Origin of the sequence: Microbacterium meiriae (assembly GCF_040702565.1) — a bacterium.
GTDB classification, from domain to species: Bacteria; Actinomycetota; Actinomycetes; order Actinomycetales; family Microbacteriaceae; genus Microbacterium; species Microbacterium meiriae.
In genome coordinates, this window is the sequence record NZ_JBFBLJ010000001.1 from 1,103,813 (window position 1) to 1,127,982 (window position 24,170).

21 protein-coding genes, 1 tRNA gene and 1 other RNA gene are annotated in these 24,170 nt (G+C 70.4%); 10 read left to right on the forward strand and 13 right to left on the reverse strand.

Annotated elements, in window-relative coordinates; translation table 11 throughout:
- Window positions 1-48: 48 nt before the first annotated feature.
- From AB0310_RS05365 to AB0310_RS05375, 3 genes are read right to left on the reverse strand one after another with little or no spacing between them, the layout of a single operon-like run.
- On the reverse strand, window positions 49-3,024 hold the full coding sequence (locus AB0310_RS05365; protein WP_366236725.1) for a bifunctional [glutamine synthetase] adenylyltransferase/[glutamine synthetase]-adenylyl-L-tyrosine phosphorylase: 2,976 nt from the start codon (window positions 3,022-3,024) through the stop codon (window positions 49-51).
- A gap of 7 nt (window positions 3,025-3,031) precedes the next feature.
- Entirely contained in the window at window positions 3,032-4,369 is a 1,338-nt protein-coding gene (gene glnA, locus AB0310_RS05370; RefSeq protein ID WP_071329447.1) for a type I glutamate--ammonia ligase, read from the reverse strand.
- Between the two features lie 2 nt (window positions 4,370-4,371).
- Window positions 4,372-4,611 (reverse strand): SPOR domain-containing protein, encoded by a 240-nt coding sequence (locus tag AB0310_RS05375; protein ID WP_187661592.1) that lies wholly within the window; start codon window positions 4,609-4,611, stop codon window positions 4,372-4,374.
- An 81-nt stretch (window positions 4,612-4,692) separates the two neighbouring features.
- On the opposite strand from AB0310_RS05375, the gene ppgK reads away from it, so the two are divergent.
- Complete coding sequence (gene ppgK / locus AB0310_RS05380; RefSeq protein WP_025103605.1) at window positions 4,693-5,439, forward strand: polyphosphate--glucose phosphotransferase; 747 nt, start codon at window positions 4,693-4,695, stop codon at window positions 5,437-5,439.
- Window positions 5,440-5,533: 94 nt separating this feature from the next.
- Here ppgK and rnpB read toward each other — a convergent pair.
- The 4 genes from rnpB to AB0310_RS05400 form a co-directional block, all read right to left on the reverse strand.
- Window positions 5,534-5,890, reverse strand: an RNA gene (gene rnpB, locus AB0310_RS05385) — RNase P RNA component class A.
- A gap of 24 nt (window positions 5,891-5,914) precedes the next feature.
- Entirely contained in the window at window positions 5,915-7,615 is a 1,701-nt protein-coding gene (locus AB0310_RS05390; protein ID WP_366236726.1) for a bifunctional 3'-5' exonuclease/DNA polymerase, read from the reverse strand.
- Between the two features lie 22 nt (window positions 7,616-7,637).
- On the reverse strand, window positions 7,638-8,375 hold the full coding sequence (locus AB0310_RS05395) for a zinc ribbon domain-containing protein (protein ID WP_259952445.1): 738 nt from the start codon (window positions 8,373-8,375) through the stop codon (window positions 7,638-7,640).
- Window positions 8,376-8,412: 37 nt separating this feature from the next.
- Window positions 8,413-8,796 carry a YchJ family protein gene (locus AB0310_RS05400; RefSeq protein WP_366236727.1) on the reverse strand — a complete coding sequence of 128 codons (384 nt, stop codon included), beginning with the start codon at window positions 8,794-8,796 and terminating at the stop codon, window positions 8,413-8,415.
- Window positions 8,797-8,895: 99 nt separating this feature from the next.
- On the opposite strand from AB0310_RS05400, the gene AB0310_RS05405 reads away from it, so the two are divergent.
- Window positions 8,896-9,735 (forward strand): aldo/keto reductase, encoded by an 840-nt coding sequence (locus AB0310_RS05405; RefSeq protein ID WP_363443734.1) that lies wholly within the window; start codon window positions 8,896-8,898, stop codon window positions 9,733-9,735.
- A gap of 11 nt (window positions 9,736-9,746) precedes the next feature.
- On the opposite strand, the gene AB0310_RS05410 is transcribed toward AB0310_RS05405, so the two are convergent.
- Window positions 9,747-10,583 carry a helix-turn-helix transcriptional regulator gene (locus AB0310_RS05410; protein WP_366236728.1) on the reverse strand — a complete coding sequence of 279 codons (837 nt, stop codon included), beginning with the start codon at window positions 10,581-10,583 and terminating at the stop codon, window positions 9,747-9,749.
- A gap of 100 nt (window positions 10,584-10,683) precedes the next feature.
- Here AB0310_RS05410 and AB0310_RS05415 point away from each other — a divergent pair, with 100 nt between their 5' ends.
- Entirely contained in the window at window positions 10,684-11,448 is a 765-nt protein-coding gene (locus AB0310_RS05415) for an SDR family oxidoreductase (RefSeq protein WP_366236729.1), read from the forward strand.
- 31 nt (window positions 11,449-11,479) lie between these two features.
- Here AB0310_RS05415 and AB0310_RS05420 read toward each other — a convergent pair whose 3' ends face one another.
- From AB0310_RS05420 to AB0310_RS05430, 3 genes are all read right to left on the reverse strand, one after another.
- A complete protein-coding gene (locus AB0310_RS05420) occupies window positions 11,480-12,433 on the reverse strand; it encodes an L-lactate dehydrogenase (protein WP_366236730.1) in 954 nt (317 codons plus the stop codon).
- 64 nt (window positions 12,434-12,497) lie between these two features.
- Entirely contained in the window at window positions 12,498-13,385 is an 888-nt protein-coding gene (locus AB0310_RS05425; protein ID WP_366236731.1) for a TIGR01777 family oxidoreductase, read from the reverse strand.
- Between the two features lie 28 nt (window positions 13,386-13,413).
- Window positions 13,414-13,486: transfer RNA gene (locus tag AB0310_RS05430), tRNA-Val, on the reverse strand.
- A gap of 153 nt (window positions 13,487-13,639) precedes the next feature.
- On the opposite strand from AB0310_RS05430, the gene aceE reads away from it, so the two are divergent.
- From aceE to AB0310_RS05460, 6 genes are all read left to right on the forward strand, one after another.
- Window positions 13,640-16,366: a pyruvate dehydrogenase (acetyl-transferring), homodimeric type gene (gene aceE / locus AB0310_RS05435; RefSeq protein ID WP_268776235.1), complete on the forward strand. Its 2,727-nt coding sequence runs from the start codon at window positions 13,640-13,642 to the stop codon at window positions 16,364-16,366.
- A gap of 31 nt (window positions 16,367-16,397) precedes the next feature.
- Window positions 16,398-17,594 (forward strand): PucR family transcriptional regulator, encoded by a 1,197-nt coding sequence (locus AB0310_RS05440; protein ID WP_187664166.1) that lies wholly within the window; start codon window positions 16,398-16,400, stop codon window positions 17,592-17,594.
- 96 nt (window positions 17,595-17,690) lie between these two features.
- Complete coding sequence (locus AB0310_RS05445) at window positions 17,691-18,611, forward strand: ACP S-malonyltransferase (protein WP_366236732.1); 921 nt, start codon at window positions 17,691-17,693, stop codon at window positions 18,609-18,611.
- Window positions 18,608-19,609, forward strand: coding sequence for a beta-ketoacyl-ACP synthase III (locus AB0310_RS05450; RefSeq protein ID WP_366236733.1), 1,002 nt, complete (start codon window positions 18,608-18,610; stop codon window positions 19,607-19,609). Before AB0310_RS05445 ends, AB0310_RS05450 begins: the two co-directional genes overlap by 4 nt.
- Window positions 19,610-19,678: 69 nt before the next feature.
- Window positions 19,679-19,927 carry an acyl carrier protein gene (locus AB0310_RS05455; protein ID WP_017202249.1) on the forward strand — a complete coding sequence of 83 codons (249 nt, stop codon included), beginning with the start codon at window positions 19,679-19,681 and terminating at the stop codon, window positions 19,925-19,927.
- Between the two features lie 97 nt (window positions 19,928-20,024).
- A complete protein-coding gene (locus AB0310_RS05460; RefSeq protein WP_187661604.1) occupies window positions 20,025-21,263 on the forward strand; it encodes a beta-ketoacyl-[acyl-carrier-protein] synthase family protein in 1,239 nt (412 codons plus the stop codon).
- A gap of 86 nt (window positions 21,264-21,349) precedes the next feature.
- Here the strand turns inward: AB0310_RS05460 and yczE are convergent, their stop codons facing one another.
- Window positions 21,350-22,027 (reverse strand): membrane protein YczE, encoded by a 678-nt coding sequence (gene yczE, locus AB0310_RS05465; RefSeq protein WP_259952293.1) that lies wholly within the window; start codon window positions 22,025-22,027, stop codon window positions 21,350-21,352.
- 94 nt (window positions 22,028-22,121) lie between these two features.
- Between yczE and yczR the strand changes: the two genes are divergently transcribed.
- The gene (gene yczR / locus AB0310_RS05470; protein ID WP_363443707.1) at window positions 22,122-23,525 is read left to right on the forward strand and encodes a MocR-like transcription factor YczR; all 1,404 of its coding nucleotides are present in this window, start codon (window positions 22,122-22,124) and stop codon (window positions 23,523-23,525) included.
- A 139-nt stretch (window positions 23,526-23,664) separates the two neighbouring features.
- Here the strand turns inward: yczR and AB0310_RS05475 are convergent, their stop codons facing one another.
- On the reverse strand, window positions 23,665-24,168 hold the full coding sequence (locus AB0310_RS05475; protein WP_187661607.1) for a DUF3145 domain-containing protein: 504 nt from the start codon (window positions 24,166-24,168) through the stop codon (window positions 23,665-23,667).
- Between the last annotated feature and the right edge of the window lie 2 nt (window positions 24,169-24,170).

Here is a 24,170-nt window from a genome sequence, read left to right on the forward strand (position 1 = left end):
ACGCTCACTCTGAGCGACGGACGACGATCGTGCAACTCGACCGGCCGTCTAGCCGTAGAAGAGCTGCTCGAAGGTTCTCCGGGCACGCCGGGTGACGGCGAGATAGTCCTCTTCGAGCGGTGTCGCCGACCGGGGTGGATAGCCGAGCAGACGGGCCAGGGCATCCAGCTGACGGCGGTCAGCGGGCAGGACGTCGCTCGTCTGACCCGTGAGCAACGTGATGCCTGAACGGAGTCGGCTCGACAGCAGCCACGCCGCCCGGAGGCGCTCCGCGTCGTCCTCCTCGACGAGCCCGGCGCCGACCGCGGCGTCGAGTGCCTGCAGGGTCGACGTGGTGCGCAGGCCGGGGACATCGGTCGCGTGCTGCAGCTGGAGAAGCTGCACGAGCCACTCCACGTCGCTGAGAGTCCCCGGTCCGAGCTTGAGATGACGACGCGGGTCGGTCCCCTGCGGCAGCCGCTCCCCCTCGACCCTGGCCTTGATCCGCTTGATCTCCCGGAGCCCCTGGAGATCGACCGCCTCCGGGTACCGGATGCTGTCCGCGAGTTCCATGAACCGCCCGATGAGCTTCGCGCTCCCGGCGACACCGCGAGCCCGCAGCAGCGCCTGAGCCTCCCACGACAGCGACCAGCGACGGTAGTAGGCCGCGTAGGCGTCGATGGACCGCACGATCGGACCGTTGCGCCCCTCCGGCCGCAGACCCGCGTCGAGGTCGAGTGGAAGGCGATGGTCGGTCAGATGCTCGCGGAGTCCCGCCACGATCCTCGTCGCCAGCTTCTCCGCTCTGCCCGAGTCGACACCGTTCGCGTCGTACACGTACAGGACGTCCGCGTCGGACCCGAAGCCGAGCTCCGCACCGCCGAACCTCCCCATGCCGATGACGGCGAAGTCGAGCGCTGCGTCCTCCGGCGGGACGACCTCTCGGAGAACGGCGCGGAGGCCGGCCTGGATCGTCGCATCCGTGATGTCGGTGAGCGCGGTGGCCACCTCCTCGATGGTGACGACGTCGAGCACCGCGGCCATGGCGGTGCGCAGGAGCTCGCGACGCCGCAGGGCGCGGACGGCCCGCAGCGCGTCGGCGACCGTCTCGTGACGCGTCTGGATCGCCCGCGCCTCCTCGTCCAGCGCCTGCGCGCTCCGCGGACGCAGCCGCTCGGCGCTGTCCAGCCAGGCCACCGACTCCGGGATCCACTCCAGCAGCTCGCCGATGTAGCGCGACGACGACAGCAGCCGGGTGAGGCTCTCTGCGGCGCCGGACGAATCCCGCAGCATGCGCAGGAACCACGATGTGTCGCCCAGCCGCTCGCTGATGCGGCGGAAGGCCAGGAGACCGTAGTCGGGGTCGCTGCCATCGGCGAACCAGCGCACCATCACGGGCATCAGGTGTCGCTGGATCGTCGCCTTGCGACTGATCCCGCGCGTCAGTGCCCCGATGTGTCGGAGGGCTCCGGCGGGATCGCGGAAGCCGATGGCCGCGAGCCGGTCATGGGCCTGCTCCGCGGAAAGGGTGCGCTCTTCCTCGGGCAGCCCGGCCACCGCGCTCAGCAGCGGGCGGTAGAAGAGGCGGGTGTGGATGTCGCGCACCTCGCGCCGGACACTCTCCCACCGGGCCCAGACGCCCTCCCCCGTGTCCGCCAGCTTCGTGCTGCGCGCCAGGATGCGCAGACCAGCGGGCGTCTTCGGCATGAGGTGGGTGCGGCTGAGATCACGCAGCTGGAGACGGTGTTCCATGAGCCGCAGCACGCGGTAGTCGTGCGCGAAGGCGCCCGCATCCGCACGGCCGATGTAGCCGCCCGCGACCAGCGCGTCCAGGCTCTCGAGTGTGCCGCGGGTGCGGAGGGAGGCATCGGTGAGACCGTGCACGAGCTGCAGGAGCTGCACCGTGAACTCGATGTCGCGCAGCCCGCCCGCCCCGAGCTTGAGCTGATACGGGGCGTCCTCCGGGTCGATGTGCTCCATGACCCGCTCGCGCATCCGCTGGACGCTCTCGACGAACTCCTCCCTGGCGGCGCTCGACCACACGCGCGGCTGCACGGCATCGATGTAGGCGGCGCCCAGTGCAGGATCGCCGGCGAGGGGACGAGCCTTCAGCAGCGCCTGGAACTCCCAGCTCTTCGCCCATCGGTCGTAGTACGCGACGTGGGAGGCGAGGGAGCGCACGAGCGCTCCCTGCTTGCCCTCGGGGCGCAGTGCCGCGTCGACCTCCCAGAGTGGCGGTTCGACCTCGATGGCGCTGAGGAAGCGCATGGTGTCCCTGGCCAGACGCGTCGCGATGTCGATCGCCTGCGGCTCGGACAGCGTCTCCTCGTCGGACGTGCCCCCGACGAAGATGACATCGACATCGCTGACGTAGTTGAGCTCCCTGGCACCCGCCTTGCCCATGCCGATCACAGCCAGCTGTGTCGTGGCGACGGCATCGCGACCCGCCGACGGCGCCTGGCGCGTGCGGGCGATCGCGAGCGACGCCTCGAGGGCGGCGCCGGCGAGGTCCGCAAGGGAGGCGGCGACCTCGGCGACGACGTCTTCGGGTCGCGGATGGCCGAGGTCGAACGCCGCGATCTCCGCGAGGTTCCGCCGATACGCGACGCGGAGGGCCACGATCGTCTCGTCCTCCGCGGATCCGGCGAATCCGTCCTCGGCCCCGACGGCGGCGAGCAGCCGATCGCGCCAGACGTCCGCGGCGGGCAGCGCGTCGACGGGCGCCGCAAGCACGTCGAGCTCCTCGGGATGGCGCAGGAAGAACTCGGCCAGCCCCACGGAGGCACCGAAGACGCGCCAGACACGTTGGCGCGTCTCCTCGTCGGTGACAAGGGCCCGCAGCGGGGACGGGTCGCGTCGTGCCACCCGCAACATCCCACGGACAGCCGCGTCGGGATCTGCAGCGACAGACGCCTCGAGCAGCATCGTCCGCGGTACGTCGAGCAGGCTCTCGAGCTCTGCCAGTGACGCCGCGGCCTCGCTCAGCTCGGCGAATCCGAGTCGAGCGAGGGCCGAAAGGGAGACGGAGGCGTCGGGGCGAGCCATGCCGTGCTCAGAGGAGCTCGAGGTTGTTCTTCAGCTCCAGCGGCGTGACCTGACCGCGATACGCCTCCCACTCCTTGCGCTTGTTGAGGAGCACGTAGTTGAAGACCTGTTCCCCGAGGGTCTCCGCGACCAGCTCGGAGGCCTCCATGTACTCCAGGGCGTGGTCGAGGCTGGCCGGAAGCGCCGAGTATCCCAGCGCCCGACGCTCGGCGTCGCTCAGCGCCCAGACATTGTCCTCCGCCTCCGGCGGAAGCTCGTAGCCCTCCTCGATGCCCTTGAGGCCGGCGGCGAGCATGAGCGCGTAAGCGAGGTAAGGATTCGCCGCGGAGTCGAGGGCGCGGTACTCGACGCGCGAGGACTGGCCCTTGTTCGGCTTGTACATCGGGACGCGGACGAGCGCGGAGCGGTTGTTGTGGCCCCAGGTGATGAAGCTCGGGGCCTCGTCGCCGCCCCAGAGCCGCTTGTAGGAGTTGACGAACTGGTTCGTCACCGCGGAGATCTCATTGGCGTGCTTGAGCAGACCCGCGATGAAGTGCCGACCGGTCTTGGAGAGCTGGTACTTCGCACCCTCCTCGTAGAAGGCGTTCTGGTCGCCCTCGAACAGCGACATATGCGTGTGCATGCCGCTGCCGGGCTGACCGCTGAGCGGCTTCGGCATGAACGTGGCGTACACGCCTTGCTCGATCGCGACCTCCTTGATGACCGTCCGGAAGGTCATCACGTTGTCCGCGGTGGTGAGGGCGTCGGCGTAGCGCAGGTCGATCTCGTTCTGGCCGGGGCCGCCTTCGTGGTGGCTGAACTCCACGGAGATGCCGAGGTCCTCCAGCATGCGGACGGAGCGCCGACGGAAGTCGTGCGCGGTGCCACCGGGGACGTTGTCGAAGTAGCCCGCGGAGTCGACGGGCACGGGCCCCTCGGGGCCGAAAGACGACGACTTGAGCAGGTAGAACTCGATCTCCGGGTGCGTGTAGAACGTGAAGCCCGCATCGGCGGCCTTCGCGAGCGTGCGCTTCAGCACGTGACGGGGGTCGGCCACCGCGGGCTGCCCGTCGGGCGTGGTGAGGTCGCAGAACATGCGGGCGGTCGGGTCGATCTCCCCCCGCCACGGCAGCGTCTGGAAGGTCGTCGGGTCGGGCTGGGCGAGCAGATCGGACTCGTAGGTGCGGGTCAGCCCCTCGATGGCGGAGCCGTCGAAACCGATGCCCTCGGCGAAGGCGCCCTCGACCTCGGCCGGCGCGATGGCGACGGACTTGAGCGTGCCGATCACGTCGGTGAACCACAGGCGCACGAACTTGACGCCGCGCTCCTCGATCGTCCGGAGGACGAAGTCCCTCTGCTTGTCCATGGCTACTCTGCGCCCTGGCCCTTCTCCGCACCGAAGCCGCTGGTGGGCTTCGCGTCCCAGCCCTGCTCCGCGGCCTCTTCCTCGGCCCAGGCACGCGACCGCTCCTTGAGCACCTCGGGGGCGCGGTGCGCCTCGGCCTCCGTGTCGAACGGACCGATGCGGTCGATGGACGGCGAGAGCATGCCGAACTCGACCTCGCCCGTGGCGGAGTTGTACCAGTACTTGTGATCGCCGTCGGTCATGGCTGCTCCTTCTTCCCGCGAGCGGTTGGGGTGATGTCATCGATCCTACTGGCGTGCACCGTGGTCGCTAAGCTATCGGCCATGGCAAAAGCGATCGGCGTCGACATCGGCGGCACGGGCATCAAAGCGGGAATCGTCGACCTCGAACACGGCACCATGGCCTCGGATCGGGTGCGGGTACCCACTCCGGCCGGCGCGGCGCCGGAAGACGTCCTGGTCGCGGTCCAGACCGTCCTGAAGACGCTGGACGTGCACGAGTCGACCCTGCCGCTCGGCGTGGCGTTCCCCGCGATCGTCAAGCGCGGGAAGACGCTGTCCGCCGCCAACGTCTCGAAGGAGTGGATCGACTTCGATGCCGAGCGCTTCTTCCGCGACGGCCTCGGCCGGAACATCGTCTTCGTGAATGACGCGGACGCCGCCGGCGTCGCGGAGGCCCGCCACGGAGCCGCCCGCGACGTGCTCGGCTTCACGCTGCTGACCACGCTCGGCACCGGGATCGGCTCCGCGTTCCTGTATGACGGCGTCCTGCTGCCGAACACGGAGCTCGGGCACCTGAACTTCCGCGAGTACGAGTCCGTCGAGACCTATGCGGCCACCTCGGCGCGCGAGCGCGAGGGCCTGAGCTGGGAGGAGTGGGCCGAGCGCCTGCAGGCGTTCTACTCCCACATCGAGTTCCTGTTCAGCCCCGACCTGTTCGTGGTCGGCGGCGGCGTGTCGAAGAACGCGGGCGACTTCCTGCCGCTGCTCGACCTGAAGACGCCGATCGTCCCCGCGATCCACCGCAACAACTCCGGCATCATCGGCGCGGCCTCGCTCGCCGGCGACTGACCCTTCGACGGCCTCAGGGCCCTTCGACGGGCTCAGGGACCCAACGAGAGAAGGCCCCGATGACGGGAGTCATCGGGGCCTTCTGCGTTCGGGACGAATGGGCCGACCTGTACGCCGGGTTCTGTTCCGGGGTTCTTCGCCCCTTCGACGGCCATCTCTCTCGGCGACACGTTGCCGTGCCGCTCCAGCGGTCTACCCGAGGACTCGGCGAGCCGCGTCATCATCCTCTGTCTGACCTTGCTCCGGGCGAGGTTTACCTGGCGGGCCGTGTCACCACGGCCCCCGGTGGTCTCTTACACCACCCTTTCACCCTTACCCCTCGCGGGGCGGTCTGCTCTCTGTGGCACTATCTCGCGGATCACTCCGGGTGGGTGTTACCCACCGCCCTGCCCTGTGGAGCCCGGACGTTCCTCGGTGCGGTTGCCCGCCACGCGACCGTCCAGTCGACCCATTCGCCCGTCCAGTCTACGGGGCCTCACTTCTCCGCGGAGTCCGCGATGCGCAGGTCGAGGGGCACGTCGATCGGGAAGGTGCCGAACAGGCGGGTCGTCGCGACGGCGGCGGCATCGCGCACGGCGTCGGCGGCGGCCTCCGCGTACTCCTGCGGCGTGTGCAGGATCACCTCGTCGTGCAGGAAGAACGCCAGGTGCGGTTCCCGGGCGAACGGCCCTGACGCCTCCGCGGCGCCGAAGACCTCGGGGAGCTGCGCCAGGCGGTGGCGGATCTCCGCGAGCCAGATGAGCGACCACTCGGCCGCGGTGCCCTGGACGATGAAGTTCCGGGTGAAGCGCCCCCACTCCCGCGCGCGGCGGCGGGCGAGGGAGACCACGGCGGGGTCGGCATCGGCGCCGGTGGCGTCGGCCTGCAGCCGCATCCACTCCGTGGACGGCCGCGGCGAGGAGCGACCGAGCCAGGTCGAGACGATGCCGCCGTCCTCCCCCACGCGCGCCGCGTCGTCGACGAGCGCCATCGCGCGCGGGTACACCTTCCGCAGCCGGGGAACGAGTCGCCCGCTGTCGCCGCTGGTGGCGCCGTACATCGCTCCCAGCACCGCGTACTTCGCCTCCTCGCGCGTCGCGACGGCACCGGACGCGACGACGCCGGCGTAGAGGTCGCCGCCACGCGCCGCGTCCGCCATCGCCTCGTCGGACGCCATGGCCGCGAGCATCCGCGGCTCGAGCTGGGCGACGTCCGCGACGACGAGTGCCCAGCCCGGATCCGCGCGTACGGCGGGGCGGAGGTTGCGCGGCAGCTGCAGTGCACCGCCGCCGGCCGATGCCCACCGTCCGGTGACGACGCCCCCGGGGATGTACACCGGACGGAAGCGGCCGTCCTGGACCCATTCCGACAACCAGGTCCAGCCGTTCGCGCTGAGCAGGCGAGACAGCTTCTTGTAGGCGAGGAGCGGTTCGATCACCGGGTGCTCGTGGGCGGACAGCTCCCACTTGCTCGTGGACTCCACCGACACGCCGACACGGTGCAGGGCCCGCAGCAGCTTCGGCTGACTGTCCAGATGCAGCGTGGGGTCGTCGAGCAGGGCCCGCACCTCGTCGCCGCGTTCCACCATCCGTCGGGGCAGCCCGCCCGCTGCCGGACGCGCACCCAGCGTCTCGGTGAGGATCGCGTCATGCACCCCCGCGTCCCAGGGCAGCCCCGCGACGCGCATCTCCTCGGCGATCAGCCCGCCGGCCGACTCCGCAGCGCAGAGCAACGTCAGGCGGCCGTCCGTGGCCTCCGCCATCACGTTCCGCTGCGCGCGGTACTGCTCGAGCGCCGCCGTGATCGCGTCCTCGCCCGACTCCTCATCGAGGACGTCGAACAGGGAGGGGGTGGTGTCGACCGGGTCGCGACGCTCCCAGCCCGCGGCCGGGGGCAGCGGGGTGTTCACCATGGCGGTGTCGCGCAGGATCGCATGGCAGAGGACGAGGTCGTGGCTGCGCGTGATCCGGACCCCGGCGTTCAGCAGCAGCGCGTAGATCTCCGCCGCACTGCGGATGATCCATCGCGGCGTGTCGGCGGCTTCGACCTCAGCCACCCAGCCGGCGAGTTCGGACGCGGGGAGGAGGGTGCGCTGCTGCTCCTCGTCATGCTCATCCAGCTCGATCGCGGCGTACTCCCCCGCACCGAGGCCGATCAGCGCGAGACGTCGCTCCGGGCCCGACGCCGGCACCGTCACGGGCGGTGCGCGCCGGATGCGCTCACGACGAGAGTCCCGACTCCTCAGTGCGCACGAGGATGCAGCCGCACTCGGGGCACGAGACCACCTCGTCCTCGGGCGCGCGACGGATGTCGTTGAGATCAGTGCCGGGGAGCATCATCCGGCACCCCTCGCACGTACCGCGGGTGAGGAGCGCGGCTCCGGCGCTGTTCACGGCGCGGCGATCATACTCCGCGAGCAGGGGCGCGGGAACCGTGGCGGCGACGGCCTCCCGGTCGCGCGCGAGCTGGGCGCCGAGCTCGGTCGCCGCAGCGACGTCGGCCTTGCCCTGGGCGGTGAGAGCGCTGCCCTCCGCGGTCGTCGCGTCCAACAGGGCCTGCTGCGCGGCCACGGCGGCGTCGGCCTCCTCGACCCGGCCCATGATGTCGAGCTCGGCATCCTCGAGGTCGCTCAGGCGCTTGGCGAGGCTAGCGAGCTCGTGCTCCAGGGCCTGCGCCTCCTTCGGATTGGTGGCTGCCGCGAGGCGCTGGGCATCGCGGTCGCGGCGCTGCTCGGCCAGCGCGACATCGGACTCCAGCCGCGAGAGCTCGGTGCGGGCGTCATCCCTGGCACCGGTCAGAACCGTGAGCTCACGGAGCTGCTCCTGCCGGATGGCGACGAGTTCGGCGATCCGGCCCGCCTGGCTCGGCCGGGTGCGGGCTCGTTCCGCCTGCGCGATGCGCCGGTCGAGGTCCGCGATGTCGAGCAGGGTGCGCTGGTTCTCCGGGGTGGCGTTCACGCTCTCAAATCTAGTCGCTGCCGGGCCGAGCGCCGCATCACCGGATGTCGCCCTCCACGTAGAACCACGTCCGGTCCTCGCGGACGAAGCGGCTGCGCTCGTGCAGCGATCCGCGCGTGCCGCCCTGACGCCAGAAGGCCTCGAACTCGACCACGCCCACAGTGTCGAAAGGGCCGCCCGCCACGCGATCCACGATCACCAGCCGCCGCCATTCCAGGTCGGTGTCGAAGCCGATCGTCTCCGGTCGCGTATCCGGGTGCCAGGTGCGAAGGAGGTATGGGGCGTCCTCCCTTACGAACGCCGTGTACCGCGAGCGCATCAGCCGCTCGGCGGTCGGCGCAGCAGCCCCATCGATGAGCGGTCCGCAGCAGGCGGCGAAGATGTCCCCGGAGGCACAGGGGCAGCGGGCGGACTCCGTCATGAGAGCGCGACGATCAGGGTCATGCCTGCCAGCATCGCGCAGAGGGCCGCGACCCTCCAACTCGCTCTACGCTGGAGGCACGCCAACGGAGGAGCAACGATGACCACTGTCCCCACCTTCCGCGCCCACAACGGCTTCACCCTGCCGGCTCTCGGCCTCGGGACGTACCGCCTGAACGGCGACGCCGGAGCGGATGCCGTCGCCCAGGCCCTCCGTGCCGGATACCGGCTCGTTGACTCGGCCTTCAACTACGAGAACGAGGGCTCTGTCGGGCGCGGCGTCGCATCCGCAGGCATCCCCCGCTCCGAGGTCATCGTGACGACGAAGCTCCCCGGACGGCACCACGCCCGCGCGACGGCGACAGCCAGCATCGAGGAGAGCCGCTCACGCCTCGGCCTCGATGCGACCGACCTGCACCTCATCCACTGGCCGAACCCGAGCCAGGACGAGTACGTCGAGGCATGGACGGCTCTCGTGGACGCTCAGGCGCGCGGCGTCGTCCGCCAGATCGGCGTCTCGAACTTCCTCCCCGAGCATCTCGAGCGCATCGAGCGGGAGACAGGGGTCCGACCGGTCGTGAATCAGATCGAGGTGCACCCGTACTTCCCGCAGGAGGAGCAGCTGGCCTATCACCGCGAACGCGGCATCCTCACCGAGGCCTGGAGCCCGCTGGGTCGCGCGCAGGCTCTCCTCGACGAGGACGTCGTCCGCGAGGTGGCCGCCGCTCACGACATCACCCCGGCGCAGGCCGTCCTCGCCTGGCACGTGGCCAGAGAGACCGTCGCGATTCCGAAGGCATCCTCCGCGGCGCATCAGGCCGCGAACCTCGCCGCGGCCGCCGTGGTGCTCGATGACGCGGAGGTCGCTGCGATCACGGCGCTCGGACGCGCGGACGGGCGCCTGTTCGACGGTGACCCCGCCGTGCACGAGGAATCCTGAGTCACGACCGCTCAGACGCTCTGCGTGCCCAGGACGCGCAGGAACTCCAGCTTTCCGGCGGCCTCGCTGCCCGGCTGCGCTGTCAGGACGATGAGCGCCTGTGACTCGTCCTCCGTGAACAGCGCCTGACAGTCCACCTCGATCTCCCCCAGCTCCGGGTGGACGATCACCTTGTGCTGCTCGAAGCGACGGGCGACCTCGTGGGCCGCCCAGAGCTGCACGAACTCGGGGCTGCGCTCCGACAGTTCGGCCACGATCTCCCCGGCCCGCGACCGTGCGCCCATCGTTCCGTACGCCGCGCGCAGCGCCGCCACCAGTGCCCGGGACTGCCGGGGATGATCGATCTCCCGGTACCGGCGTCGCTCCTCGTCCGGTCGCGCGAACCAGCGATGGATGCCGCTCCGGTCGAGGCCGGTCAGGGCGCTCGCGTCACCGATCAACGCCCGCGAGGCGTCGTTCTGCACCAGCACCTCGTCGAGAGCCGAGACCACGAACGCCGGGGTGTCGTGCAGACGGTCGAGCACGCGGAGGATGCCGGGACGGACGTAGTCGGTGATCACCGCGCGATCGGGAGCGCTGAGCCCGCTGAGCCGGTAGAGGTAGTCGCGCTCGTCCGAGGACAGCCGCAGCGCACGGGCGAGGGCGGCGAGGATCTGCGCGCTCGGCTGCGGGCCCCGACGCTGCTCGAGACGCGTGTAGTAGTCCGTCGACATGGTCGCCAGCTGTGCGACCTCCTCGCGGCGCAGTCCGGCCGTCCGTCGCCGAGTCCCCTCGGGCAGGCCCACGTCGGCAGGACGGAGCGCCTCCCGACGGCGCAGGAGGAAGTCGGCCAGGGCATCGCGATCCATCCGTGCAGTATCCCCCGGACACCGGACGGGATCCAGGGACCGCCGATCCCCCGATCAGCCGTCTCTGGAACGGCGCCGGTGCAGCGCCGAGGCTGAGGTCATGGACATCACCGGAAACACCATCTTCATCCCCGGCGCGACGAGCGGGATCGGTCTGGCGCTGGCACTCCGACTGCAGGAGCGCGGCAACACCGTGATCGTGGGAGGGCGACGAGAGGACCGGCTGGCCGCGATCGCCGCCGAGCATCCCGCACTCCGCACCGTCCGCATCGACACCACGGACCCGGGAAGCATCGACGAGGCCGCGGCCGCGGTCCTCGTCGCGCACCCGACGCTGAACGTGCTCATCACGATGGCGGGCATCATGCGCGCGGAGGACTGGACCACGCCGGCCAGCTTCCTGTCCACCGCCGAGGAGACCGTCACGACGAACATCCTCGGCCCGATCCGTCTCATCGCCGCCTTCATCGAGCACCTGCGAGCCCAGCCCGCGGCGACCATCATGACCGTCTCCTCCGGTCTCGCCTTCGCGCCCCTGAAGGTCACGCCCACGTACAACGCGAGCAAGGCAGCGATCCACATGCTCAGCGAGTCGCTCCGGCTCCAGCTCGCGGGGACGACCGTCGCGGTGCAGGAGCTCGAACCGCCGGCGGTGCGCACGGATCTCATGCCCGGGCACGCGGAGAACGATGCTGCTCTGCCCCTCGACGCGTTCATCGACGAGGTCATGTCCCTCATCGAGACCCAGCCCGACGCGACCGAGATCCAGGTCGAGCGGGTGAAGTTCCTCCGCTACGGCGAGGCTCGTGGCGACTACGACGAGGTCGTCGCGGTGCTCAACCGCACCGATCCGCACGGTCGGTGAACGCGGTGGATGGCCGGCCGCCCCACCGCCGTCACGCCTGCAGGGACGCGGTGACTGCGGTGAGCGCGTCGGCGGACTCCCGCAGCAGTCCGAGCTCCCGATCCGAGAACGCGGTCGTGCGGATCGGCACCGCGCCCGCGGCGCTGACGATGGACGGAACGGACAGGGCGACGCCGTCGATCCCGTGGAAGTCGTGGAGCACCGTGCTCACCGGCATCACCGCATGCTCGTCCCGGAGGATCGCCTCCACGATGCGCGCACTGGAGAGTCCGATCGCATAGTTCGTGGCGCCCTTCCCCTGGATCACCTTGTAGGCGGCGTCGCGGACGTCGACGGCGATCTCGTCCAGCTCCTCCAGGGTGAAGCGCGGGTGGTCCGGGGTCTCCCAGTCGAGGATCGGGACCGTGCCGATCGTCGCCCGCGACCAGAGCGGGAACTCGGTGTCGCCGTGCTCTCCGATGATGTGGGCGTGCACGCTCGCTGTGGACACTCCCGCCCGCTCCCCCAGCTTCCAGCGCAGCCGAGACGTGTCGAGCACGGTGCCCGACGCGAAGATGCGCTCCGGCGGCAGTCCGGTCTCCTGCTGCGCGATGACCGTGAGCACGTCGCACGGGTTCGTGACGATGACGTAGACGGCGTTCGGCGCGACGGCGAGCAGCTCCGGCATCATGCGCCGGATGATGCCGGCGTTCACCCCGGCGAGCTCGGTGCGCGTCTGTCCAGGGTTCTGTTTCGCTCCCGCGGTGATGACCACGACATGGGAACCTGCGGCCACGGAGATGTCACTTCCGCCAATGATGTCGCTGCTGCCCGTGAACTGCGTGCCGTGCGCGAGGTCCAGCACCTCGGCCTCGACCTTCTCGGTCGCGATGTCGTACAGGGCGACGTGGCGTGCCGAGCCACGGATGAGCGCGGCGTAGGCGACGCTGGACCCCACGCTTCCCGCGCCGACGACGGTGAGCTTCGAGTTCTCGATGATCTCCATGCGCCCATCCTGACAGCGCGGGCGCTGTGACGGCAGGGGTCTCGCCGGGAGAATCGCAGCGTCATCACACCGCCGCGGCGACCGCCTCTGCTGCGGTCCGATGGGTGAACCGGAAGCCGGACTGCTCCAGCACTTCCGGCCGCACATCGGCGTCGGGGAGCAGCAACGACTCGGCGGCATCGCCGAGGGCGAGGCGCAACGCCCACCGGGGAGCGGGCAGCCAGAACGGCCGCTGCATCCGCTGCGCGAGCGCGCGGCCGATCTCATTGGCTGATGCCCTCGTGGGTCCGGCGAGATTGACGGGCCCCGCGAGCTTCTCATCGAGGACATGGCGGATGCCGCGCACCTCGTCCTCCAAGGAGATCCACGGCCAGATCTGCGTGCCCGTCCCCAGAGGGCCGGCGACGCCGAGCTTCGTGAGCGTGATCATCGGACGGAGCACACCCCGGCGATGGATCACCGGTGCCGTCCGCAGCAGGGCGACCCGCGTGTGGTCCTCGGCGCGCCGCGCCGCGGTCTCCCACCGCACGGTGAGGTCGGCGAGGAAGGTGCTGCCGGGTCCGGAGTGCTCGGTGAGCACCTCGCCCGGCGCCGATCCGTAGTACCCCACGGCCGAGGCGGAGAGGAATGCCGGCGCGTCGGTGCGCAGGGCGCGCAGCGCGGTGGTGAGGGTGTTCGTCGCGTCGAGCCGCGATTCGACGAGTTGACGTCGATACCCGCGCGTCCACGGCAGGCGTCCGACGCTCGCACCACCGAGGGCCACGACGGCCTCGGCGCCGGCGAGAACATCCGGGTCGAGGGCTGCGTCGCCCGGCGCCCACTCGACCTCGCCCTCCGCCTGCGGGGCCCGTCGCACCAAGGTGCTCACGTCGATCCCGTCGGCGCGGAGCGCGGCGGTGAGCGCGGATCCGATGAGGCCCGATGCCCCACTGATGACGATGCGTCGCTCCATTGCCGCTCCCCGCTGCAAACGATACGGGTGGGCCCTGCCGGGATCGAACCGACGACATCCACGGTGTAAACGTGGCGCTCTACCAGCTGAGCTAAAGGCCCTGGTGCGCTCAGTCTATCCGGGCGCGGATGCGCACCCGTGTCGTGGAAGAGGGCTAGGCTGAGGTCGGCGCGCGTTGTGCACGGCCGACAAGGCTGCCCGTGTCGCTTCCCGTTTCCTTGGCATGACCTGCCAGCTTGACGAAAGGTTCCCCCGTGACCGTCCACGACCAGGATCCGTACTCTCAGGGCCCCCTCGACAGCGATCCGGAAGAGACCGGTGAGTGGCAGCAGTCGCTCGACGAGCTGGTGGACGCCAAGGGCCACGGCCGCGGGCGCGAGATCATGCTCAGCCTGCTCAAGCGCTCCAAGGAACTGCACCTGAACGTGCCGATGGTTCCGACCACCGACTACATCAACACCATCGCCCCGGAGAACGAGCCCGAGTTCCCCGGCGACGAGGAGATCGAGCGCCGCTACCGCGCCTGGATCCGCTGGAACGCCGCCATCACGGTGCACCGCGCCCAGCGCCCCGGCATCGGCGTCGGCGGTCACATCTCGACCTACGCGTCCTCCGCGGCGCTCTACGAAGTGGGCTTCAACCACTTCTTCAAGGGCGCGGACCACCCCGGTGGTGCCGACCAGATCTTCATCCAGGGCCACGCCTCCCCCGGCACCTATGCCCGCTCGTTCCTCGAGGGTCGCCTGACCGAGGACCAGCTCGACGGCTTCCGCCAGGAGAAGTCGCACGCGCCGAACGGCATCCCGTCGTACCCGCACCCGCGCCTCATGCCGGAGTACTGGCAGTTCCCGACGGTGTCGATGGGTCTCGGCCCGATCAACGCCATCTACCAGGCGATGTCGAACAAGTACCTCGAGAACCGCGGCATCAAGGACACCTCGCAGTCGCACGTCTGGGCCTTCCTCGGCGACGGCGAGATGGACGAGGTCGAGAGCCGGGGTCAGCTCCAGGTCGCCGCGAACGAGGGTCTCGACAACCTCACCTTCGTCGTCAACTGCAACCTGCAGCGCCTTGACGGCCCGGTGCGCGGCAACGGCAAGATCGTCCAGGAGCTCGAGTCGTTCTTCCGCGGCGCGGGCTGGAACGTCATCAAGGTCGTCTGGGGCCGGGAGTGGGACGACCTGCTCGCCCGCGACACCGAGGGCGCGCTGCTCAACCTCATGAACGTCACCCCCGACGGGGACTACCAGACGTACAAGGCCGAGTCCGGCGCCTACATCCGTGAGCACTTCTTCGGCCGCGACGAGCGCACCGCCGCCCTGGTCAAGGACTACTCCGACGACGACATCTGGAACCTGAAGCGCGGTGGCCACGACTACCGCAAGGTCTACGCCGCCTTCAAGGCCGCGACCGAGCACAAGGGCAAGCCGACCGTCATCCTCGCGAAGACCGTCAAGGGCTACGGGCTCGGCCCGCAGTTCGAGGGCCGCAACGCGACCCACCAGATGAAGAAGATGACGCTGGACAACCTCAAGACGTTCCGCGACGCGATGCACATCCCGATCACGGACGCGCAGCTCGAGGAGAACCCCTACCTGCCCCCGTACTACAACCCGGGACCGCAGGACGAGACGATCCAGTACATGCTCGAGCGCCGTAAGGCCCTCGGCGGCTTCCTCCCGGAGCGCCGTTCGACCCACGTGGGCCTCTCCCTGCCCGAGGACAACGCCTACGCGCTGCCGAAGAAGGGCTCCGGCACGCAGGAGATCGCCACGACCATGGCGTTCGTCCGCCTGCTGAAGGACCTGCTGCGCTCGAAGGAGTTCGGCCACCGGATCGTGCCGATCATCCCCGACGAGGCGCGCACGTTCGGCATGGACGCGTACTTCCCGACCGCGAAGATCTACAACCCCAACGGCCAGCACTACACCTCGGTCGACCGGGAGCTGCTGCTCGCCTACAAGGAGAGCCCGCAGGGCCAGATCGTCCACGTCGGCATCAACGAGGCCGGCGCCGTCGCGGCGTTCACCGCAGCGGGCACCTCGTACGCCACGCACGGCGAGCCGCTGATCCCGATCTACATCTTCTACTCGATGTTCGGTTTCCAGCGCACCGGCGACGCCCAGTGGGCGGCCGGCGACCAGATGGCCCGCGGCTTCATCATCGGCGCCACCGCCGGACGCACGACCCTGACGGGTGAGGGCCTCCAGCACGCCGACGGCCACTCGCACCTGCTCTCCTCCACCAACCCGGCGACGGTGTCCTACGACCCCGCGTACGGCTACGAGATCGCGCACATCATGCGCTCCGGTCTCGAGCGGATGTACGGCGGGCAGCACGAGGACCCGAACGTCATGTACTACCTCACCGTGTACAACGAGCCGATGGTGCAGCCCGCCGAGCCGGCCGACGTGGACGTGGACGGCATCGTCCGCGGGATCCACCGCGTCTCCGTCGGCGAGGGCGACGGCCCCCGTGCGCAGCTCTTCGCCTCCGGCGTCGGTCTGCCGTGGGCGCTCGAGGCGCAGGAGCTGCTGAAGAAGGACTGGGGCGTCGTCGCCGACGTGTGGTCGGTCACCTCGTGGACCGAGCTGCGCCGTGACGGCCTCGCCGCCGACGAGCACAACTTCCTCCACCCGGAGCAGGAGCCGCGCACCGCGTACCTCACGCAGAAGCTCCAGGGCGCCGAGGGTCCCGTCGTCGCGGTCAGCGACTTCATGCACGCCGTGCAGGACCAGATCCGCCCGTGGGTTCCGAACCGCTTCGCCACGCTCGGCGCCGACGGCTTCGGGTTCTCGGACACCCGTGCCGCGGCACGCCGCTTCTTCAAGATCGACGGACCGTCGATCGTCGTGCGCACGCTGCAGGCACTGGCCGAGGAGGGCAAGGTCGACCGCGGCCTCTCCGCTCAGGCCATCGAGAAGTACCGCCTGCACGACGTGAACGCCGGCACGAGCGGCAACGCAGGCGGCGAAAGCTGAGCCCTCGGTGACAGCTGCCTCCGCCGCCGGCATGGACAAGGCCGCCACGCTCACCTGGCTCCGCCGGATCTCCGGTGACATCGCCACGGTGACGATCAAGCGGCTGGAGGACACCCTCCCCTGGTACGCCGACATGCCACCGGCCCGCCGCTCCGCGGTCGGGCTGGTGGCGCAGGCGGGCATCACGTCGTTCATCCAGTGGTACGACGACCCCACGTCCACCCCATGGATCGCCGCGGACATCTTCGCCGCCGCTCCCCGTGAACTGCTGCGGAGTGTGAGTCTGCAGCAGACGCTCCAGCTCATCCGCGTCACCGTCGAGGTGACCGAGGAGCGGGTCGCGGGCAAGGGCGCGGATCTCCGAGAGGCCATCCTGCTCTACTCGCGGGACGTGGCGTTCGCGGCGGCCGACGTCTACGCCCGCGCCGCCGAGGCCCGCGGCCTCTGGGACGCACGGCTCGAAGCGCTCGTCGTCGACTCGATCCTCACCGGCGAGGCCGACGAGGAGCTGCCGAGCCGGATCGCCGCGCTCGGGTGGCACGGTCACGGGGAGGTCGCTGTCCTCGTCGGGACCACGCCCCCGCAGTTCGACGTCGATCTGGTGCGCCGCACCGCGCGCAAGCTCGCGGTCGACGTGCTCATCGGGGTCCAGGGCTCGCGACTCGTCCTCGTGCTCGGACGCGCGCGCGTCGAGGGTCAGGAGGGCGAGGACGAGGAGCTCGGGTTCCAGGAGATCGCCACGCGTCTGGAGCCCTCGTTCGGCCCGGGCTTCGTCGTGCTGGGCCCGGCGGTCGCCGCCCTCGTCGACGCCAGCCAGAGTGCTCGTGCGGCCCTGGCCGGATTCGCCGTCGCCCGTGCCTGGCGCGGCGCACCGCGGCCGGTCGAGGCCGACGACCTCCTCCCCGAGCGCGCCCTCGCCGGCGATCCGCTCGCGAAGCAGACCCTCATCGAGCGCATCTACCGCCCGTTGCAGGCGCACTCGACCGACCTCGTCACGACGCTCTGGAGCTACCTGGACAACGGCCGGTCCCTCGAGGCGACGGCCCGCGAGCTCTTCGTGCATCCCAATACCGTGCGCTACCGCCTCAAGCGGGTGAGCGAGGTCATCGGGTGGGACGCGACCGGGCCCCGCGAGGCGCTCATCCTGCAGACCGCACTCATCCTCGGCTCCATCGGAGCCGCGGAGCAGGTCCGGCGCCGTTCGCCTCTGCGTCGCCCTCCGCGCTGACCGAGACGGCGAACCTGTGCGCCACACACAAGGGTTCCGCGCAATCTTGTGATGGATCATCCACCGTTCTGCCGCGATCGTTGGCAGACTGGGTGGGTGATTGTCGTCGTCTGCCCTGGACAGGGCTCGCAGACCCCCGGATTCCTCGCCCCCTGGCTCGAGCTCGACGGAGTGGAGGAGCGTCTCGCCGCCTACTCCGAGGCCGCGCAGGTCGATCTCCGCGCGCACGGCACCGAGTCGGACGCGGACACCATCCGCGACACCCGCGTCGCCCAGCCGCTGATCGTGGCCGCCTCCCTCGTCGCCGGTGACGCTCTCGTGGCCGCCGCCGGTCGCCGCGCGGACGGCATCGCCGGGCACTCCGTCGGGGAGATCGCCGCTCTCGTCGGCAGCGGTGTCCTGGACGCCACGACCGGCATGCGCCTCGTCGGCATCCGTGGGCGGGCGATGGCGGATGCCGCGGCCCAGACCCCGACCGGGATGAGCGCGGTCCTCGGCGGTGACGAGGAGACGCTCCTCGCCCGACTCGCCGAGCTCGGCCTCGCGCCGGCGAACTTCAACGGCGGCGGGCAGATCGTCGTCGCCGGCCCTCTTCCGGCCCTGGCGGCCCTCGCCGAGGAGCCGGTCAAGGGCACGCGCGTGGTGCCGCTCCAGGTCGCCGGCGCGTTCCACACCGACTACATGTCATCCGCCGTCTCGGTTCTTCGCGACGCCGTGGCCGACGTCCAGCCGGCCGACCCCGAGATCACGCTCTGGACCAACCGTGACGGCTCCGTCGTGACCGACGGCGGGACAGCGCTCGATTACCTCGTCGACCAGGTCTCCTCGCCCGTCCGGTGGGACCTGTGCATGACCTCCTTCGCCGACGCCGGCGTGACCGGCGTCATCGAGCTCGCCCCCGCGGGCGCCCTGGTCGGTCTCGCCAAGCGCGGCCTGCGCGGCGTGCCGACGGTCGCCGTGAAGACCCCCGAAGACCTCGAAGCCGCCGTCGCGCTGCTGAACGGAGAAGCCGCATGACCGCCTCCCTCGCCCAGATCGCCGGGCCCGCCTACACCCGCATCTACGCCTTCGGCGCGGCTCGCGGCGAGAACGCGGTGCCCAACGAAGACCTCATCGGGCCCATCGACTCGAGTGACGAGTGGATCCGGCAGCGCACCGGCATCATCACGCGCGTCCGGGCCGACAAGGGGACGGACGCCATCGACCTCGCGACCGAGGCGGCGGCCGAGGCCATCGAGAAGTCGGGTGTGCCGGCCGACCAGGTCGACCTCGTCATCGTCGCGACCATCAGCAACCCGAAGCAGACGCCGTCGGTCTCCGCGATCGTGGCGGACCGCGTCGGCGCCAACCCCGCTGCGGCGTACGACATCAACGCGGCCTGCGCCGGCTACGCGTACGCGGTGGCGCAGGCCGACGCGCTCATCAAGGCCGGTGCCGCCCGCCACGCCCTCGTGATCGGCACGGAGAAGCTGTCCGACGTCGTCGACCCCACGGACCGCAGCATCTCGTTCCTCCTCGGCGACGGCGCCGGCGCGGCTCTCATCGGCCCGAGCGACACGCCGGGCATCGCCCCTGCCGTCTGGGGCAGCGACGGCTCCAAGGCCGACGCCGTCGGCATGAACGGCACCCTCACCGACTTCCGCGACGGCGTGGTGCCGTGGCCGACGCTCCGCCAGGAAGGTCCGACGGTCTTCCGCTGGGCGGTCTGGGAGATGGCGAAGGTCGCCCGCGAGGCGCTGGAGAAGGCCGGGATCGAGGCCTCCGACCTCGCCGCCTTCATCCCGCACCAGGCGAACATGCGCATCATCGACGAGTTCGCCAAGCAGCTCGGCCTTCCGGAGACCACCGTCATCGCCCGTGACATCGAGACCACCGGCAACACGTCGGCCGCCTCGATCCCCCTCGCCAGCCACCGCCTCATGGCCGAGCACCCGGATCTCTCCGGCGGCCTCGCCCTGCAGATCGGCTTCGGCGCCGGCCTCGTCTTCGCGGCCCAGGTCGTCGTCCTCCCCTGAAGACGCGCCGACCTTCCCTAGACTGTTCCACGGTTCCGAATACAACCCGTAAGAAAGAGGAAGACCACCATGGCTTTCACCAACGATGAGGTCCTCGCCGGCCTCGCAGAGCTGATCACCGACGAGACCGGCATCAACGCCAGCGAGGTCGCCCTGGAGAAGTCGTTCACGGACGACCTCGACATCGACTCGATCTCGATGATGACGATCGTCGTCAACGCCGAGGAGAAGTTCGGCGTCACCATCCCCGACGATGAGGTCAAGAACCTTAAGACCGTCGGCGACGCCGTCAACTTCATCGTCGCGGGCCAGGAGTAATCCCGGCAGGATGCCACCCTCGCCCCGCGCGAGGCGTGGCATCCTCCGGCCCTGCCCATCCCCCGCACGACCTCGTTTCGACAAGGAACCACACCTCATGACCAAGCGCATCGTCGTCACCGGCATCGGCGCCACCTCCGCCATCGGCGGGACGGCCCCGGAGAACTGGGACAACCTCCTCGCCGGTGCCTCCGGCGCCCGCACGATCGAGCACGACTGGGTGCAGGAGTACGACCTCCCCGTCACGTTCGCCGCCTCTGCGAGCGTCCGTCCGGAAGAGGTGCTGCCCCGCCACGAGGCGAAGCGTCTTGACCCGTCTTCGCAGTTCGCCCTCATCGCGGCCCGCGAGGCCTGGGCGGACGCGGGCTCGCCAGAGGTCGCTCCCGAGCGCCTCGGCGTCGACTTCGCGACGGGCATCGGCGGCCTGTGGACGCTGCTGGACGCCTGGGACACGTTGCGTGAGAAGGGCCCGCGCCGGGTCATGCCGCTGACCGTGCCGATGCTGATGCCGAACGCGGCCGCCGGCAACCTGTCGCTGCAGTTCGAAGCCCGGGCCTACGCGCAGACCGTGGTCAGTGCCTGCGCCTCCAGCACCGAGTCGATCATCCACGCGTTCCACCACCTTCAGGAGGGCCTGGCCGACGTCGTCATCGCCGGTGGCACCGAGTCGGCGATCCACCCGATCACGATGGCCGCCTTCGCCTCCGCGCAGGCGCTGTCGCGTCGTAACGACGACCCGGCCCACGCCTCGCGACCCGGCGCGATCGACCGCGACGGCTTCGTGATGGGCGAGGGTGCCGCCGCCCTCATCCTCGAGACCGAGGAGCATGCCAAGGCCCGCGGCGCGAAGATCTACGGCTACATCCTCGGAGGCGGTGTGACCGCCGACGCCTACCACATCACCGGCAACGACCCCGAGGGCAAGGGTGCGGCGCGTGCCGTCGTCCAGGCACTCGAGGAGGCCGGCATCACCCCCGACCAGGTGACGCACATCAACGCCCACGCGACCTCGACCCCGGTCGGGGACCCCAACGAGTACGTCGCGCTGAAGAACGTCTTCGGCGACCGGATCGACGAGATCCCGGTGTCGGCCACCAAGGCGTCGACCGGACACCTGCTGGGCGGCACAGGAGCGCTGGAGGCGATCTTCTCCCTCCTCGCGCTGCGGGACCGCGTGGCCCCGCCGACGATCAACATGACCGAGCCGGACCCGGAGGTCCCCTTCCGTCTGTCCGGAGAGGCGGCTCCGCTCGGCGACGGCCCGCAGATCGCCATCAGCAACTCGTTCGGCTTCGGCGGACACAACGCCGTGCTCGTGCTGGGCGGCGTCGACTGACCGCTTCCGCATGCGCGACGAAGGCCCCCGGGATGTGATCCCGGGGGCCTTCGTCGTGCGCGGTCCGCTCTGGCCCGTCGACAGGCTCAGGGACCCAGGGGCGCGCTCGCCCGGACGGCAAGGCGCTGCGAACGCTCCCGACGGCGGCGCTCGATCCGCGGGAGGAACCAGCCGATCAGCGGACCGACGCCGAATGCGAACAGCACGGTGCCGACGCCGACGGGGCCGCCGAGCAGGAAGCCGACCAGCAGCACGGAGCCCTCGATGACCGTCCGGGCCAGCCAGACCGGCCACCTGGTCACTCGCACGAGGCCGGTCATGAGTCCGTCGCGCGGTCCGGGACCGAAGTCGGCCGCGATGTAGAGACCGGTGGCGAACGCCAGCAGCACGAGTCCGAAGACGAACATGGGCGCCCCCACCCATACGGACGGCGGCGCGGGCAGCACGAGGAGCGTGAGGTCGGCGAACGGTCCGATGAGCAGGGCGTTCAGCAGAGTGCCGAGGCCCACCCGTTGACGGAGCGGGATCCACAGCAGCAGGACGACGATCGAGATGAGCACCGTGACGACCCCATACCCGAGTCCCGTCCAGCCCGCGACGCCCAGCGACAGGACGTCCCAGGGCGCGACGCCGATGCCGCCCCGCACCATGAAGCCGAGAGCGACGCCGTAGAGGAAGAGCCCGCCCACGAGCTGCGCGAGCCGCTCGACCAGGTCCCGACGGCTGGTCGCGGTGAAAGGCAGGAAGACGGCACGGAAGAGCATCTCTCCATCGTGGCCCGTGCGAACACCTCCGAGGACGACCACTGAGCGAAAAGTGGCCTGCACATGGAAGGCCACTTTGCGGCAGTCTGGAGGCATGGCATCCCGTCTCGTCACGCAGCTCGGCATCCAGGACCTCGACGACGCCTCGGCGTCCGGTCTCGCCGACCGCATCAGAGCGCTCATCCTCGACGGTCGCCTCACTGTCGGCGAGCGACTGCCGAGCGAGCGCGCCCTCGCCCTCGAGCTGCGACGGTCCCGGTCGACCATCACCCGCGCGTACGGCGTGCTGGAGGCCGCCGGCTACGTGTCCCGGCATCACGGCGGCAGCACCCGCGTCGCGCTCCCGCACGGCCCGTCGACAGCCACCCCGGGCCGGGACGACGAGGCGATCGACCTCTCGATCGCCTCCATGGACTCGACCCCCGGTCTGTACGACGCCACCGTGCGCTCCCTCCCCCGACTCGCTGCTCTGCGCGGTACGAGCGGCTACTCGCTGCAGGGTCTTCCCGAGCTGCGTGAGGCCGTGGCCCGCCGGTTCACCGAACGCGGCGCGGTCACCACGCCGGACGAGATCATGATCACCTCCGGCGCCCTGAACGCCGTCAACCTCATCCTCACGGCGATCGGCCGCCGGGGCGAACGCGCCCTCGTGGAGCAGCCGACCTTTCCGCACGCGCTCGAGGCGTTGCACCGTCACGGCTACCGTCTGGTCCCCACACCGGTCGACACCGACGGCTGGGACACCCGGCACCTCACCGACACGCTGCTGACGGCTCGGCCGCACGTCGCCTACCTCATCCCGGACTTCCACAACCCCACCGGCGCGACGCTGCCGCAGGAGGAGCGGTCCCGGATCGCCACGACGGCCCGGAACACCGGCACCCATCTGATCGTGGACGAGACGACGGCGGAACTCGACATCGACCGCGGATGGGCTCCGGTGCCCATGGCGGCCGAGGGGCCGAACGTCATCACGGTCGGGTCGATGTCGAAGATCGCCTGGGGAGGCATGCGCATCGGCTGGGTGCGCGCCGAGCGCTCGGTCATCGCTCGACTGCTGGCCGTCCGTCCCTCGTTCGAACTCGGCACAGCGCTCCTGGAGCAGTGCATCGCCGTGGAGCTTCTCGACGACGTCCCGGCGCTCACCCATCATGTCCGACGCCGCCTCACGGCGGGGCGGGACGCGGTGGCTGCGGGGATCGCGGATATCCCGGGGATGCGCATGCCGGAGACGCCCGGCGGCCTCTCCGCCTGGATCGACCTCGGTGCCCCCTTGTCGACCACGCTCTCCCTCGCCGCACGGGAACGGGATCTCATCCTCCCACCCGGGCCGCGCTTCACGACCGGCGGCGTGCTGGAGCGCCGCCTCCGGGTCCCGATCACGCTTCCCCCCGAGCGGACGGCGGAGGCGATGACGCGCCTGGCGCAGGCCTGGGCGGACGTGCGCGGCGGTGGAGTGGACGCCACCGCCGACCTTGCTCACGCCGCAGTGATCTGACCGGCACAGACGAGGACCCCGCCCGGTCACCCGGGGCGGGGTCCTCGTCGAGCGGAGCGGGGATTCGTCTTCTCAGCGTCCGGGATCACTCACCGGCATCCGATACTCACGCCTCCGCGCTCCTGGTCTCAGCGGCCGGTCAGCCGACCTTGTGGAGCCAGACGACGCGCGCGTCGTCGCTGGCGTGACGGAAGGGTTCCAGCTCCTCGTCCCAGGCGGAGCCCAGGGCGACGTCGAGCTCGCGCTGCAGCTCGACGGCGTTTCCCGCGGCGATCTCCATCGCGTAGCGGATGCGGTCCTCGCCGATGACGATGTTGCCGGCGGCGTCGGTCTGGGCGTAGTGGATCCCGAGGTCGGGGGTGTGCAGCCACCGACCGCCGTCACTGCGCGGAGTGGGATCCTCGGTCACTTCGAACCGCAGGTGCTCCCAGCCGCGGATCGCGGTCGCGAGGGCAGCGCCGGTTCCGACGGGGCCGTCCCAGTAGAACTCGGCGCGGCGGGCGCCGGTCAGCACGGGCTGCTCGGTCCAATCGAAGTTCACCGCACGCCCGATAGCGCGACCCACCGCCCATTCCAGGTGCGGGCAGAGCGCGCGAGGCGCCGAGTGGATGAACACCACTCCGCGTGCGTAAGCCGTCGCCATGA